This is a genomic window from Rhizobium sp. P1_E1 (genome assembly GCF_056406015.1).
On record NZ_JBFUAY010000036.1, the window covers coordinates 33,654 to 49,431 of the forward strand.

A 15,778-nucleotide genomic window follows, 5' to 3' on the forward strand; every position below is an offset into this window, starting at 1 on the left:
CGCTATTTTTGCATATTGCTCAAAAACATCGCTATTGCCGCAGAAAATAGCTTGACGGAACGAATGTCAAGTATATGAAATTGATTTATCGATGGCCGAGGCCGCGATTGATGAAAATGTTTTCATGGGAGGATGAAAATGAAAACCTATCTTTCAGGTGCCTTCGCAGTGGCGCTGGCTACCGCTTCTTTCGCATGGTCCGGCGCGGCCATGGCGGAAACCAAGACAATCACCTTTCTGTTCACCGACGACGACCAGGCTTACGTCGAGCGGATGGAAGCGCTCAGCAAGGAATTCGAGACGGCGCATCCAGACATCAAGGTCAATTTCGTCTCTTCGGGCTATGATGCGGTCGCCAAGCAGCTGCCGGTACAGCTTGCCGTCGGCGAAGGCCCTGACATCGCCAAGATCACCGACTGGCAGCTTGCCCCTTATTACCTCGACATGCGTCCCTACATGAAGGACCCGGATGGCTTCGCCAAGCTGCACGGCGACAGCCTGAACACACTTCGCTTCCCCGGCGTCAACGATCCGCAGTCGATCAACGGCTATATCGCGTCGCAGACCTTCAACCTGCCCTTCGTCAACAAGACGCTGTTCGAACAGGCCGGCGAACCGCTTCCGAAGCCCACCGCCACGCTGAAGGACATCGTCGAAGCCTCGGCGCGTGTTGCCAAGGCGACCGGCGCTCAGATCCCCTTCACGATGGATCGCTCGGGCCATCGCTTTTCCGGCGCGGCATTCTCCTACGGCTCGAACTACGTTAAGGACGGCAAGTTTTTCTTCCCCGACGATGCCGCCAAGCGCTATGTCACGGATCTCTACGGCTGGACGAAGGACGGCTCCTTCCCGAAGGAAATGTGGGGTGCTGCCGGCGGAACCCAGTACAAGAACATGGGTGACGAGTTCGTCAACGGCAACGTCGTGACCTATCTCGCCGGCAACTGGATGGTCAATCCGTTCCAGAAGAAGATCGGCGACGCCTTCGACTGGACGGCGATCAGCGCGCCGTGCGGCGATGCCGGCTGCTATGCGATGCCGGGTGGCACCGCGATCGTCGGCTTCAAGCGCACCAAGTCTCCGGAGGCCGTTGCCGCGTTCATCGAATTCCTTGGCTCTGAAAAGGTCCAGCGTGAAATCGCTGAAAACTACGTCATCCTGACGGGCGCCGACATCAAGGACCCGCAATACAAGCTCGAGAGCAAGAATGCCAAGGAGGCGATGGCCGTCTTCCTCGGAAGCCGCAATAGCGTGCCGCAGGCAGCCCGGGACCTGGAACGTCTCAAGGGATCCTCCGCCATCTATCAGCTCATCGTTCAGAGGATGAGCCAGCTGATCGTCGGCGAACTCTCCCTCGACGAGACCTTCAAGGCAATGAGTGCCGACGTCGACAAGGTCAACGAGGCGCTCGCCGCCAAGTAACCGGTCACGCGTTGTCCCGCACAATGCGCGCATGCTGCAGCCACGGCCTCGCAACAGGGCCGTGGCTTTTTCGTTTCGTGCATGGCGCCTCCGCTGGCGAAGGCGTCGTGACATCCGGTTCGGGAGAGGCTATAGGCGTTGTCAGCCTTCGCCGGCTCGCGGGCGCCATGGTCAACTCACACATGCCGGCAACCCGGTTACGTCCGGCGACCCAGCGACTGTCTACCTTATAGAGGTGCATTTCCATGCCGATGGGCTCCGAGCATCCGCTGCGAAGGGAACTTCACAACGAGCTCCACGCGCGGCCGTCGCTTTACTTCGATGGCGACACGGATGTGTGGCACGTCGCCATCGTCGGAGAAAATGCCCCTCCTCAGATACCGAATTCCCTGCCGGGGCTGGAGGATGTCTCCACGACCCGCGAGGGCAACCACGGCATCGGCCGCATCGGCGACGGCCGGCTGAAGTGGGAGGCGCATACCGAGTTCCTCACCCTGACCTTCGTCGTTCCCGCGTCGGCCGAACCCGGCAGCAATCCGCCTGAAGCCTTTCAGGCCTGCTGCCGCCAGATCAACGGGAAGATCATCGCGGCCGTTCGCGTGCTGGTGCGGGACGAGAAGGACGGGCAGCGTCCGGAAAAACCGAGGCTCGACTATGTCGCCTCTCAGGTCGGCGGCGGCGACGCGGAAGTGCATTCGAACTTCCGGCTGACCGATAGCGGTTTCGTCGAATTTCTGTTCTTCAACCGCAACCTCAATGCCTATCGCACCGGCCGCATGGTCAGGCGTTTCCTGGAGATCGAGACATACCGGATGATGGCGCTGCTGGCGTTGCCGATGGCCCGCGAGACGGTCTCGAAGCTCTCCGTCTTCGACCGACGCCTCGACCTGCTGATCGCGCATATGCAGAGTGCGATCAAGGTCGACAAGGCACTGCTTTCCGAGGTGACCAGGCTCTCTTCGGACGTTCTCAACTTCTCGGCGCTCGCCCGCCACCGCTTCGGCGCGACGAAAGCCTATGCCGAAATTGTCGCGAGCAGAGTGTCGGAGCTTCGTGAGGAACGTGTCGAACAGCGCCAGCGGCTCGGCACCTTTATCGATCGGCGCTTTCAACCAGCCGTCCGCTCGGTCGAAGCCGCCGAACGCCGCCTCGATGAACTGGCCGAACGCGTCAGCCTTGCCGGAGACCTCCTTAGAACCACCGTGCAGGTTCAGCTCGAAGATCAGAACGCATCGTTGTTGACGTCGATGGAAGAACGGGCTCGCATCCAGGTGCATATCCAGCAGGCGGTCGAAGGCTTCTCCGTCATCGCCATCACCTATTACACCGTCGGCCTGGCGAAGATCTGCCTCGAAAGTATTTCCGAACTGGGTGTCGATCCCCACGTGGCGAAGCTCGCCGTTCTCGGCGCCATCCCGCTCGTGCTCTTTGCCGTCTGGACAGCGGTTCGTCACGTTCGCAAGAGCATTGCCGGCCACTCCGCCGGTCCGGCATCCGGAAGCCACTGAAGCGACGCCAGACATTCGCTCACCGCCGCCCTTTCGAGGCGGCGGCGTTTGCTTGCCTGCATCCGAACGTCAGGATGCCATCGCGTAGTGGCGATGTTCCGCCGCCCGGCCGCTGCCCGTCCTGAACCGCCGCAGCAGCTCGGCGAGGCTTTCGGTTTCATGTGTCAGGCTCTGGGCGGCCGCCGTGGTCTCTTCGACCATTGCGGCGTTCTGCTGCGTCACCTTGTCCATCTGGTCGCCGGCGGCCGAGACCTCGCGCAGGCTCGTCGCCTGCTCGCGGGCGGCAACGGCGATCTCGGCCACGGTCGCATTCATGGCGGTGACCTGCTCGACGATCTGTTCGAGCGAGAGGCCGGATTCACCCACCAGCTGGACGCCGGTCTTGACCTGCGCCGAGGAGGTGGAGATCAGCTGCTTGATCTCCCTTGCCGCGTTGGCGGAGCGCTGGGCGAGCTCGCGGACTTCCTGGGCGACGACGGCAAAGCCCTTGCCTGCCTCGCCGGCGCGCGCCGCTTCCACGCCGGCGTTCAGCGCCAGCAGGTTGGTCTGGAAGGCGATCTCGTCGATGACGCTGATGATGTTGCCGATCTTCGACGACGAATTTTGAATTTCCGTCATCGCGTCGATGGCGCGGGCAACGATCTCGCCGCCCTTTTCGGCATTGGTGCGGGCCGTTGCCACGACACCCTGCGCGCGGCTTGCGCCCTCCGCCGTTCCGTTGACGCCGCGGGTCACGTCACCCAGCGCCGCGACGGTCTCCTCCAGCGAGGCTGCCTGCTGCTCGGTGCGGCGGGCGAGATCGTTGGACGCCGTGGAGATTTCCGCAAGGCCGGACCGGATGGTGGCGACGGCGCGAATGACCGAGTCGACCGCCTCTTCGAGGCTCGCGACCGAATTGTTGAAATGATCCCGGATCCTCACATAGCGATGGTCGACTTCGCCGACGCGGACGGTGAGATCGCCCTTGGAAAGCGCGTCCAACCCGACGGAAATCTGGCGGAAGGCATGCTCCATCACCTGCGCATCGCTGAGCCGCTCGGCCTCCTGGCGGAGCCGCTCTTCCTCGGCGGCAAGACGAGCGCGTTCGGCATTGGCTTCCGCGATCAGCTTGGCGCGCCCCGTTTCCTGGAAAACCTTCAGCGAACGCGCCATGGCCCCCAGTTCGTGGCGGTGCTCAACGCCCGTTATCACGATCCCTTCCTCGCCGCGGGCAAGCTGCTCCATGGACTGCGCCATGTTACGGACCGCAGAGGAAATCAGCCGGCCGACGAAATAGGAAAGGACGAGACCGATCACGATCAACAGCCCGCTGATGACCAGCGTCGTGCTGGTCGCAGAGGCAACCGTCGCGTCTACAGAACCGTCCAGCGTCTTCTGCGCGCCCGTGACGGTGGCCTGCAGGTCCTTGAAGCCGCCTGATATTTTCGGAGCGAGCACGCTGAGCTGCGTCTGGCGAATATTGCCGGAGGCCTGCAAGACGTCCTTCATGTCGCCGAGACGGGCGGTGTAGTTCTGCATGAGCTGGCCGGCGCCCATCAGGCGCTTCTTCTGCAGTTCGTTCTTCGCGGCCTTGGCGGCGGCTTCGTTGAGCGTGACCGCTTCGGCGAGTGCCGCCTGCGCGGTGTCATAGGCCGCAAAATCGTTGGAATGCACGAAGCGCTCGGAGAAATAGAGGCTGCGGTTCAAAGCCTCCAGCGTCGCCGCCGTCATCTGCAACAGGGCCACATCGTTCTGGCGCCAGGCGCTGCGCACGACGTCGTTGAGCGCGATGCTGGTCCAGGGGCCGAATTCGGTGACCTTGGAAATCAAGGCGTCACGCCTGGCCTGAAGGGAGACGATCTGTTCGAAAGCCTTGCCGTAGGCGGCAATGTCTTGGCGGATCGCCGCAAGGCCGGACTGCAGGTCCTTGTTACCGGCAAAACGCGGGTCGTCGGCGTCGAACGCTTTCACACCGGCGCGGAAGCGGTCGACGACATCCTGCGTCGGCGTGGAGCGGAAGGCTTCCGCCGACATCTGAATCTCGTTCAGCTGGTCGCTGTAGTCCGAGATGGCGAGACTTTGACCAGCCGTGGCGCGATAGGACGCGAAGATGGAGGCGAGCCCGTTCATGCCCGAGATCGCGCTGACCGTGAGCAGGCTCATCAACAGGATCAGCGGCACGAAGCCGGAGGTGATCTGCGCGCGAATGCCGAATTTATTCCAGATATGCAACATCATAGTCCTCTTATGCTCACTGGCTCTTCGGCAGATAGGTGGCAATGTTCTCAGGTGTGACGAGTTCGAAGGGAACGTTGTTTTCGCGCGGCACCTTCTCTTTGCGAATAAGCTTGACGGCGGCATCGACAGCGGCAGCGCCCTGCCCGACGGCGCTCTGGAGAATGGTGACGTCGAGATCGCCGGCCACCATCGCGGCGAGCGCGTCGTCGGTCGCATCGACGCCGGCGACGACGACATCCTTCATCGGCATGCCGGCTTTCTTCATGGCCCGGATCGCGCCGAGCGCCATCTCGTCATTATTGGCGATGACCGCATCGAACTTGACGCCGGCCGACAGCCATTCCTGCATCTGCTGGTCGGCATAATCGCGCGACCAATAGGCGGCCTGCCGCTCGACGATCTGAAGGCCCTTGCAGTCCGGCGTGGCGATGACGTCGGAGATGTCCTGGGTGCGGGCGCGGGCCGCCGCGTGGAAGGGTTCGCCCATCAGCACGACGACGCGGCCTTTGCCTTTGAGGAGCGCGCAGACCTGCTTGGTCTCCAGCGTTCCGGACTCCTTCTCGTTGGAGGCGACCACCACCTGATTGTCCGGCAGGTCCAACAGGTTGGAAGGAACGTTGTTGATATAGATCAGTGGAATACCGGCATCTGCCGCCATCTTGGTCATTTGCGGCCCGAGGTCGCCATCGGAGACCGCAAGGATGATCGCGTCGACCTTGTCGGCAATGAGCTTCTGCACCTGCTGCTTCTGGACTTCGTTGTCGCCCTTGGCATTCTCGGTGACGAGCTTGAGGCCGGATATCGTCTGCCCATGCGAGACGACGCCGTTCAGAAGCACCGTTCTGAATTTGTCGAGATCGGACATCGAAACCCCGATCGTCTGGGCATGGGCAGCAGAGATCGATATCGCCAAGGCGATGGATGCAAGCGTGGCCGTTTTCATGAATTCCCCTGCACAATTCGTATATGAAATGCGTTATTTCAAATTTTGGTTAAATTTTACTTTTCGGCCGGAAGCAAAAGTTAAGCGCGAGGCTATGATTGCGACGGCACGAGCGCCTTCTTGGGCGGCAACCGAGCGGACTTGAAGGGCATCACAACAAACTTGATGCGATGCGCTTAAATCTTTGTTTTTTAACTATTAGCGTCCACCAAAGCCGGAGCTGACGGTGATACCCTTGTAGATCACCCTCTGCAGCACAATGGCCAGGACGACGCCCGGCAGCATGGAGATCGTCGCACCCGCCATGATGTAGTTCCACGCGGTGCCTTGCTGTGTCTGGAACAGGGTGAGCCCGAGCGGCAGCGTGGCTTTTTCAACGCCGCTGGTGGCGATCAGCGGCCAGAGGAAGCTCTTCCACTGCGCGATGAAGGTGAACAGCGACAAGAGGCCGATGGCCGGCATGGCAAGCGGAACGATGACCGTGACCAGGATGCGCAGGCGCGAAGCCCCGTCCATCATCGCCGCCTCGTCGAGATCCTTGGGAATGCCGAGGATGAACTGTCGCAGCAGAAAGGTGCCGAAGGAGCTGAAGGCGACCGGCAGGATCATGCCGTGATAGGTGTTGATCCAGCCGAACTTGCTGACGATGAGAAACAGCGGGATGACCAGCATCACCTGCGGGATCATCAGCGTACTGAGATAGGTGAGCAGCAACCCCTCCCGGCCGGGAAACTTTAGCCGGGCAAAAGCGTAGGCAGACAGGCAGGATACCGCAATCACGATCGCCGTGACGCCGCAGGCGACCACGAAGGAATTCAACAGGAAGGTTCCGAACGGCAGGGAAACCAGGGCTTCGACGAATGTTCCCCAACGATACTCCTCGGGGAAGATGCGGACCGGCACGGCCATCACCTCGGCATTGGAGCGCACCGCGTTCGACACCATCCAGAAGAAGGGGAAGAGGAAAAGCAGCGCGATCAGCGAAAGTGCCGTGTAGCTGACGAAGGCGCCGACGCGCCGCAATATGCGGTGACGATGCTGGGACACGGAATGCGGATGCCGTGAGGTCGGATCAATCGTCATAATGCACCCATTTGCGCTGCATGTGGAATTGCAGGATGGTGAGCGCCATGATCATGACGAACATCACCCAGGCCAATGCGGAGGCATAGCCCATCTGGAAGTTGGTGAAGCCCTTCTGGTAGATGGCGAAACCGAGCGTGGCCGTCGCCGAGCCCGGGCCGCCGCGCGTCATCGCGAATATCTCGTCGAAGACCTGCAGCGAGGTGATCGCCGTCATCACGGTGCCAAAGAAGATGGTCGGCGATATGAGCGGCAGGCGGATGCGCCAGAAGCGCTGCCAGGCATTGGCACCGTCGATCGTCGCCGCCTCGAGGTAATGCTTCGGCACGAGGTCGAGCGCGGCGTTGAACATCACAACGTTGTAGCCGACATTCGCCCACAGGGTGACGAGCACGACCGCCTGCATGGCCCAGCTCGAGCTCAACAGGAAATTCGGCAGACCGAGGCCGAGCGCGCGGATGATGCTGTCGGCCAGCCCGTCCGGCGTGAAGATCAGCAGCCATACCACCGATGCGGCGATGGTGGGCGTGAAGGTCGGCAGGAAGAAGATCACCCGGAAGATCGCCTTGCCGCGCTTCAGGCTCGATATCCAGACCGCGAGCGTCAGCGAGACGATTATATTCAGCGCCAGATACTCGACGGCGAAGAACAGCGTGTTGCTCAATACGGTGTAGAAGGCCGGATCGACAGTGAAGAGCCTGATATAATTCTGAAAGCCGACGAAGGATGGCGTCGAGATCAGCTGCCAATTGGTAAAGCTGAGCGCCAGCGACGCCAGGATCGGCAGCGCCATGAAGACCATGAAGCCGAGGAAGCTCGGCAGCAGGAACAGCATGGCTGTCTGCGTCTCCGGCTTCAGGAAGCGCCGTGGCTGACCGGGCTGCAAGGGAACTGCGGCAACAGCGCTTTGCGACATGTCTTCCTCCATGCGCGGCAGGACCTGCCGCAGCGCGAGCTGGCGCATGACCCGAAAATCGGAATCGATTTTCCGATAGGATCATGCGCAGATTTCAAAGCGACCGCGCGTCCTGTCGGACGCGCTGGCTCTATTGCTGTGCAAGGCTCTGGATAGACTCCATCGTCTGCTTGGCATCGGCGCTGCCGGCGAAAGCCGGCGGGAAATACTGGTTGAACAGGTTTTCCACCGCCGCCCAGTTGTTGGTGATCACGTAGGGCACGGAGTGCGCCAGGGAATAGTCGATGGCCTCGCCGCCATTGGTGATGTCCTTGGCCGCCACCTTGTACCAGGCGGATTGCGACGCCGTGCGCGCCGGCAGGGCACGGCCCTGCTCAGCGAGATAGGATAAGGCTTCAGGGCTGGTCAGCACCTGGATCGCCTTCCAGGCAGCATCCTTGTTCTTGCTCGTCGTGGCGATGCCGAAACCGGAGCCTGCGGTGACGGCGGAAAGTTCGCCCTCATCGCGCGGCAGGGTGGTGAGGCCGATCTTGAACTTGGCCTGATCCTTCATGCCGATGATCGACCAGGGGCCGTCGATATACATGGCGACATTGCCCGAATTGAACCGCCCCTGGATGACATCACCGGGATCTGCGCCACCCGAGGGAACCAGCGGCGCGATCTTATCCTTGGCGGCGAAACCGACCACTCTCTCGGCGGCGGCAACTGCACTCGCACTGGTCAAGTCAAGCTCGCCGGCATCGTTGACGTATTTATCGCCCCAGGCCGCGGCCAGGACCGAATAGTTGGTCGGGGTGATACCGAAGCCATACTTGCCGTCCTTCGTCAGCTTCTTGGCGGCATCGGTGAACTCGGCAAGCGTCCAGCCCGGCTTCGGCAGCGGAACGCCGGCGGCTTCGAGCGCGTCCTGGTTATAATAGATGACCCACGGACCGACATCGTAGGGCAGGCCGTAAAGCTGCTTTTCGACGGACATGCCGCCAATGATCGAGGGGGTAAAGGCGCCGACGTCGAATTTGTCAGCCTCGATCCGGTCATTCAGGGGCTCGAGCAGCGAATAGAAGTTCGGCATGCGCAGCGACTGCATGGAAACGATGTCGGCGAGTTGGCCCGATGCCGCCAGCACCGGCAGCCTCGTCCAATAATCGACCCAGCCCGTCGTCGTCAGCGTCACCTTGATGTCGGGATACTTGGCGGTCACCATCTCTGCCAGGTGTTGCCAGCTCTTGGTGTCGGTTTCGGAGCCGGTCCACATCTGCCAGGTCAGGTTGACCTGTTCGGCCGATGCGGCAGTGGCAAAAAGACTGCTGCCGATAGCGGCAAGCAAAAGCGTTTTCTGCAGAACCTTCATGGGTTTCTCCTCCCTCCATGAACGCAAAGGACACGCGAGTGCGATCGAGCTCACGCCTTCAGGACGATCTCGATCACCGGCACGGTAACGTCCGGGCGCCGGACCGGCAGTTCGAGCGTGATCATGCCTTCCGGCACCGTCACGCCGATATTGGAATCCACATCCTTGGCATGGCTCAGCCAGTGCACCTCGCTGGCGTCGTGCAGGAACTGCGCATAGGCGATCCTGTCGGCGAGACCTTCGATGTGGATGTGGCGGTAAGGCCAATTGTAGACGTGCAGATAAAGGCGGTTACCGCGCTGGGTATAACGGCAGCCAGCCGGCACCGGATAGCGGGAGGGCCCTGCCCCATAGATGGAACGTCCGTTGACGGCCATCCAGTTCTGATAGACCTCGAGCGCGCTGACGGCGCGCGCATCGAGCGTGCCCCGGCCGGTCGGGCCGACATTCATCAGCAGGTTGCCGCCGAGCGCGACGGAATCGATCAGCAGCTGGATGATCTGTTCCGGGCTCTTCCAGGTATCTTCGTCGCGGTGATAACCCCAGGAGCCGCTGAAGGTGTGGCAGGCTTCCCAGAGTACCCCCTGGCTGGCGATGGCGGGTGCGACCCGCGGCGTATATTGCTCCGGCGTCGTGACGTCAGGCAGGTTGCCGGGCGGCAGGTCGAGGCGGTTGTTGACAATGATCTCAGGCTGCAGCTCGCGCACCAGATCAACCAGGCGCTCGCTCTCCCAGTCGGCGCGCCCCTTGCCGGGCAGGCCGCGATATTCGCGCCCGGGATAGCTGAAATCGAACCAGATGATGTCGATGCGGCCGAAGCCGGTCAGAAGCTCGCGCACCTGTTCGCGCATATAGGCAGCGTAGTTGGCTATGTTTCTGCCAGCGTTCAGCGCCTTGGCGTCGGGATGGTTGCGTAGCGGATGGTGAACGTCGATCGGGAAATCGGGATGGTGCCAGTCAAGCAGCGAATAGTAGAAGCCGATCTTCAGCCCTTCGGCGCGGAAGGCGTCGACCAGCGGCGTCAGCAGATCTTTGCCACAGGGCGTGTTCGTCGCCTTGTAGTCCGTCACCTTGCTGTCCCAGAGGCAGAAACCCTCGTGGTGCTTGGTCGTCACCACGACATATTTCATGCCGGCAAGACGCGCCCGGCGAGCCCATTCCTTGGGATCGTAGAGATCGGGATCGAAATTGTCGAAATAGCGCTGGTAGTGGTCGTCGGTCAGCTCTTCGCGGTTCTTCAACCACTCGTGCCGGGCTCCCAAGGCATAGAGGCCCCAATGGATGAACATGCCCAGGCGATCCTGGCTGAACCAGGCGTGTTTGCCCGCCCCTCCTGATGCCGGATTTTCCGGCTGGCGTTCCGAACTCATGACAGGTTTCTCCTCCCTGTTTTCCGGTTGAACGTCATATCGAACCGGTTCGGCAAATGATCATCTCGCCTGATCCTATATCTGTCAAGCCGAAATTCGCGATCACAAGATCAGAAAAGCAAACCCTGCAAAACAACTGATTTGAAGCATGCATGTTGCGCCGACCAATAAAATCGGACATAACAAGACATTAGAACCGGTTCGATAGCTATGACCACCATACGAGATGTCGCGCGCCTTGCGGGGGTTTCAATCTCGACCGTCTCGCTGGCGCTCAATAGCCCGAAGCGGGTCGGCGCCGAGACGCTTGACCGCATCCAGCAGGCGATAAAATCGACCGGTTACCGCATCGACCCGGTGGCCCAGACGCTGGCGCGCGGACGCAGTTCGCTGATCGGTTTCGTTTCGGCCAATCTCGGAAACATGTTCTTCGGCGACATCCGGCGAGAGATCGAGCACCAGGCGCTCGACCACGGCTATTTCGTCCTCATCGCCGACTCCTCCGGCAGGGCCGATCTCGAACGGGCGCTGCTGGAGCGGCTGGAGGCGCAGAAGATCGCCGGCATTGCGCTGGCGGCAAATGGGCGGGGCGAGGAGTACGCCACATTCCTGCGCGACTTCAAAACTCCGATCGTGATGTTCGACCAGAAAGTGGAGGGCGCCGAGCGCGATTTTGTCGGCTCCGACAATCCGCTGACCACCACCATCCTGACGGAACATCTGCTGCAGCTCGGCCACAGGCGCATCGGCTTCATCTCCGGGCCGAGCGGCCTGCACACTGCCGACGAGCGCCTGAAGGGCTTCATGAACACGATGGCCGGCGCCGGTGTGGACATCGATCCTTCGCTGGTGGTCGAAGGCGGCTACACCAGGACCGGCGGCCATGCACAGGCGATGCGGCTCTTGACCCGCCGCGACCGGCCGACCGCCATCATCGGCGCCAACAATATGACAGGCCTCGCAGCACTTCAGGTGATGCAGGAGATGGGTTTCCGCTGCCCTGACGACGTGTCGCTAGCGATGGTCGACGACGTGCCCTGGAGCAATGTCATCACGCCCCGCATCACCATGGTGGTGCAGGATGCGCAGAAGCTCGGGGAATTGGCGGCGCAGCGTCTGCTGGCTAGAATAGCAAGCCCGGAGGGCGCCGCCGCACCGCCGCAGGATTTCATCCTGACGCCGAGATTCGTGCGCGGGGAATCGACCAGGCGGCTGTGAGTGCTTCCACCGGTCCTCACGCATATGCCAAAGCCGCGTCGAGAGATGTAAGCGCAGTGCCGGATTTTCACTGGCCGGCCGTTATGCATTGAAAGTCGGAAAAATTTGTCATACATGTGTGATGAATTGTGAATTTCGCAATGCCGCGTTTGAACGGCATGCGGATCAAAGCCGATGCGGGGGCGTGCGTGGCTATGCAGATGAAGGATCGCAGCAAAGGCTCCGGGTCGCTGGTCTCACAGGTCGGCGAAAGCCTCCGGCAAGCCATATTGAGCGGCCAGTATTCGGCCGGCGACAAGCTTCCGAGTGAGCATGAACTGACCGAAACGCACAGCGTCAGCCGCACCGTCGTGCGCGAGGCCGTGGCCGCGCTTCGCTCCGACGGGCTTGTCGAGGTGCGTCAGGGAGCGGGTATCTTCGTCCTCGGCGCCGATCCGGTTCTCTCCGCTGGGAAAGCCGACAAGGCCCGCGTTGTTTCCGATCTGGAAGTGCTCGAGATCAGAACGCCTGTCGAAATCGAAGCCGCCGGTCTTGCGGCCTTGCGCCGCTCGCCCGCGCAGGAGGAGGCGATTTTCGAATGCCACCGGAAAATCCTCCTGTGCATCGAGAGCGATCACTCCATTCGCGAGGCGGATCTGGAACTCCATGCCGCCATCGCCGAAGCCACGAACAATCCGCTCTTCCGGCAGTTCCTGGAGTCCCAGGGCTCGGCGATCATCCCGCAGTCGCGGCTGGTCCCTGAAACAAGGACAGCCGAGCAGACCGCCTACCGAAAGCTGATACACAGGGAGCACGAAGCGATCGTCATCGCCATCTCCGACAGGGACGATCAGGCTGCCCGCAACGCCATGCGTGAGCACCTGGTCGGCAGCCAGGCAAGGTACCGCAACCTGCTGAAGGATCTGCGAAGCTTTACGAGCTGATAGTTGATCCCGGAACTGTCTGGAAGCGTCCGCAGCGATTGGCGCGAATTGTCCGCTATTTGTCCGGTGCGCGCATTTTCTCGTGCCATCAAATTGCCGAATATGGCTTCATGATCAACCGCCATGGAGCAAAAAATGTCCGGCCACGATACTGTCCTTCTCGTTATCGACGCCCAAGAGTCTTTCAGACAACGCGATTACTGGGATGAAAACCTGGCATCCGCCTACATCGATCGTCAGCAGGCTCTGATCGACGGCGCGGAAGCCGATGGAATACCCATCATCCAGATCTTCCATGTCGATGAAAACGGGCCGTTTTCGGAAGCATCCGGATTCGTCAGCACACTCGCCCCGCTCAGGATCACTCCCAAGGCGACGTTCAGGAAGGGGCGCCACAGCGCCCTGGTCGGTTCCGGTCTCGACGTGTGGCTGACCGAGAACGGCGTCCGTCGTATCCTCGTCTCCGGCATTCGCACGGAACAGTGCTGCGAGACCACCACCCGACACGCCTCCGATCTCGGCTATCAGGTCGACTATGTCGGCGAAGCGACCCTGACCTTCCCGATGACCGACGCAACGGGACGCACTTGGAGCGCAAGGGAAATCCGGGACCGGACCGAACTGGTCCTCTCAGGCCGTTTCGCTCGGATCGCGACCGTCGAACAGGCATTGGCGGGGCGCGAAAAGTCACTCGCCGCATGACGGACGCCGCGCAGCCCTTCGATATCCCGGTCTTCGTCGTCGTGCCGCCGCGCGTGCTGCTGCTCGACGTCGCCGGCCCGATCGAAGTGCTGCGCAAGGCGAACCTCGAACAGCGCACAGTCCGCTTTACCGTCACCTATATCGGCCCATCAGCGACGGTCGGCAGTTCGATCGGTCTTGCCGTTACGGGTGTCGTCGCATTGCCGGAACGCTTGCCCGATAGCGCGCTTGTCGTCATTGCCGGCAGCGCCGACGCCCCGATGGCAAACAGTCGTCCGTGGGACAAACAGGAACGCGCTGACCAGGCTGCCATTATCGCATGGCTGAAGCGCGCCATCCGTCCGGGAATTCGACTGGCTTCGATCTGCTCGGGCGCATTGCTCGCTGCCGAGGCCGGAATGCTCGACGGTCGCGAATGCACCACCCATCACGGCTGTATGGAAGATCTGATCAGGCTCGCGCCCACCGCGCGCGTCCGGGACAACCGGCTCTATGTCGAGGACGGAGACCGCCTCACGAGTGCCGGCATCACCGCCGGCATAGACCTCATGTTGCATATCGTCGCCGAAGCGGTGGGGCATGCCTGCGCGCTTGCGGTGGCGCGATATCTTGTCGTCTATCTCAGGCGCGGCGGCTCGGATCCGCAGCTTTCGCCCTGGCTTGAAGGTCGCAACCATATTCACCCGGTCATTCACCGTGCACAGGATGCGGTGGTCGCCAACCCCACTCAGGACTGGTCGGTGGCGTCCCTCGCCCGCCTCAGCGGCGCCAGCCCGCGCAACCTTTCACGGCTGTTCAACGAGCAGACGGGCATGAGCGTTACGGATTTCGTCAACCGCATGCGCGTGGCTCTTGCCCGCGAGATGCTCTCTGGTTCGCGGCTGGACATGGAGGCCGTCGCGATGCGCGCCGGCTTCGGCTCGGCGCGGCAGCTCCGCCGCGCCTGGAACCGTTTGAATGACGGCCCGCCGAGCGCGGCGCGGGCAAGGCTGCCCGCAGGTTCATAGGCTGCTCACCACCGGTCACCAGATCGCGATGACGGTCGCGGACATATTCTCTCCCAATTTTCACGTTGAAGCGCTTGCCACGACGGGGGATGCATGGATGGAATTCCACGGGCTGCTTACCCATCCGTGACTGAAAGCTAATTGAAAGCTTCGACGTCATAGGAAGGGGCAGCATCGTGGAGGAGACACGGTCAAAGTGGCGAGACGACGATGCTAGCAAACCACAGGAGGAGATTTCCATGCGTTCTTCACGCAGCCTTTTTCACACCGTCGCTTTTTCGACGCTTCTCGCCGCAGCATCTTTGGCTACCAGCGCCGCACATGCGGCCGATAAGATCACCATCATGGTCGGCGGTTATGAGAAGCAGATCTATCTGCCCGCCAAGCTTGCCGAATCGCTGGGATACTTCAAGGACGAGGGTCTCGACGTCGAACTGCTGAATGAAGCTGCCGGCGTCGATGCCGAAAACCAGCTTCTGGCCGGCGCCGTCCAGGGCGTGGTCGGCTTCTACGACCATTGTGTGGACCTGCAGGCCAAAGGCAAATTCGTCGAATCCATCGTCCAGTTCAGCCAGGCGCCGGGCGAAGTCGAGATGGTTTCGAGCAAGCACCCTGACATCAAGTCGCCGGCCGACTTCAAGGGCAAGAGCCTCGGCGTCACTGGTCTCGGCTCGTCCACGAACTTCCTGACCCTCTTCATGGCCTCGAAGGCCGGCCTGAAGCCCGGCGACGTCGTGACGGTCCCGGTCGGCGCCGGCGGCACCTTCATCGCCGCCATGCAACAGGATCAGATCCAGGCCGGCATGACGACAGAGCCGACGATCTCGCGCATGATCAAGACCGGCGAGGCGAGCGTGCTTGTCGACATGCGCACGGTCGAGTCGACCCGTCAGGCGCTCGGTGGCACCTATCCGGCCGCCTCACTCTACATGGAAGCCTCCTGGGTCGACGCACACAAGGAAGAGGCGCAGAAGCTCGCCAACGCCTTCGTCAAGACGCTGCGCTACATCAACACGCATTCAGCTGCCGAGATCGCGGACAAGATGCCGAAAGACTTCTACGTCGGCGACAAGGACGGTTACATCAAGGCTATCGACGACGGCAAGGGCATGTTC

Annotated in this window: 13 protein-coding genes; 7 read left to right on the forward strand and 6 right to left on the reverse strand. The window is 61.5% G+C overall.

All coding sequences use genetic code 11. The features are described from left to right. Positions 1–138: 138 nt before the first annotated feature. Together AC1D1Z_RS14935 and AC1D1Z_RS14940 are read left to right on the forward strand one after the other, a co-directional pair. A complete protein-coding gene (locus AC1D1Z_RS14935; RefSeq protein ID WP_026188718.1) occupies positions 139–1,422 on the forward strand; it encodes an ABC transporter substrate-binding protein in 1,284 nt (427 codons plus the stop codon). 245 nt (positions 1,423–1,667) lie between these two features. Beyond that, positions 1,668–2,930 carry a DUF3422 domain-containing protein gene (locus AC1D1Z_RS14940; RefSeq protein WP_018245916.1) on the forward strand — a complete coding sequence of 421 codons (1,263 nt, stop codon included), beginning with the start codon at positions 1,668–1,670 and terminating at the stop codon, positions 2,928–2,930. 69 nt (positions 2,931–2,999) lie between these two features. Here AC1D1Z_RS14940 and AC1D1Z_RS14945 read toward each other — a convergent pair whose 3' ends face one another. From AC1D1Z_RS14945 to AC1D1Z_RS14970, 6 genes are all read right to left on the reverse strand, one after another. Next, positions 3,000–5,144: a methyl-accepting chemotaxis protein gene (locus tag AC1D1Z_RS14945; RefSeq protein ID WP_026188719.1), complete on the reverse strand. Its 2,145-nt coding sequence runs from the start codon at positions 5,142–5,144 to the stop codon at positions 3,000–3,002. 16 nt (positions 5,145–5,160) lie between these two features. Next, positions 5,161–6,090, reverse strand: a complete 930-nt coding sequence (locus AC1D1Z_RS14950) for a substrate-binding domain-containing protein (RefSeq protein WP_018245918.1) — start codon at positions 6,088–6,090, stop codon at positions 5,161–5,163. Positions 6,091–6,288: 198 nt separating this feature from the next. After that, a complete protein-coding gene (locus AC1D1Z_RS14955; RefSeq protein WP_018245919.1) occupies positions 6,289–7,173 on the reverse strand; it encodes a carbohydrate ABC transporter permease in 885 nt (294 codons plus the stop codon). Next, on the reverse strand, positions 7,163–8,137 hold the full coding sequence (locus AC1D1Z_RS14960) for a carbohydrate ABC transporter permease (RefSeq protein WP_018245920.1): 975 nt from the start codon (positions 8,135–8,137) through the stop codon (positions 7,163–7,165). The genes AC1D1Z_RS14955 and AC1D1Z_RS14960 overlap by 11 nt, the downstream gene beginning before the upstream one ends. 82 nt (positions 8,138–8,219) lie before the next feature. Beyond that, positions 8,220–9,443, reverse strand: coding sequence for an ABC transporter substrate-binding protein (locus AC1D1Z_RS14965; RefSeq protein WP_018245921.1), 1,224 nt, complete (start codon positions 9,441–9,443; stop codon positions 8,220–8,222). Between the two features lie 50 nt (positions 9,444–9,493). Next, entirely contained in the window at positions 9,494–10,813 is a 1,320-nt protein-coding gene (locus AC1D1Z_RS14970) for an alpha-L-fucosidase (protein WP_018245922.1), read from the reverse strand. 210 nt (positions 10,814–11,023) lie between these two features. On the opposite strand from AC1D1Z_RS14970, the gene AC1D1Z_RS14975 reads away from it, so the two are divergent. The 5 genes from AC1D1Z_RS14975 to AC1D1Z_RS14995 form a co-directional block, all read left to right on the forward strand. Beyond that, a complete protein-coding gene (locus AC1D1Z_RS14975; RefSeq protein ID WP_018517828.1) occupies positions 11,024–12,031 on the forward strand; it encodes a LacI family DNA-binding transcriptional regulator in 1,008 nt (335 codons plus the stop codon). 140 nt (positions 12,032–12,171) lie between these two features. Next, positions 12,172–12,954: a FadR/GntR family transcriptional regulator gene (locus AC1D1Z_RS14980; RefSeq protein ID WP_020493439.1), complete on the forward strand. Its 783-nt coding sequence runs from the start codon at positions 12,172–12,174 to the stop codon at positions 12,952–12,954. A gap of 123 nt (positions 12,955–13,077) precedes the next feature. Continuing rightward, complete coding sequence (locus AC1D1Z_RS14985) at positions 13,078–13,656, forward strand: isochorismatase family protein (RefSeq protein ID WP_018245925.1); 579 nt, start codon at positions 13,078–13,080, stop codon at positions 13,654–13,656. Continuing rightward, positions 13,653–14,663: a GlxA family transcriptional regulator gene (locus AC1D1Z_RS14990; protein ID WP_018245926.1), complete on the forward strand. Its 1,011-nt coding sequence runs from the start codon at positions 13,653–13,655 to the stop codon at positions 14,661–14,663. The genes AC1D1Z_RS14985 and AC1D1Z_RS14990 overlap by 4 nt, the downstream gene beginning before the upstream one ends. Positions 14,664–14,902: 239 nt before the next feature. Then, on the forward strand, positions 14,903–15,778 hold an 876-nt coding region (locus tag AC1D1Z_RS14995; RefSeq protein WP_477851022.1), incomplete at its 3' end, for an ABC transporter substrate-binding protein.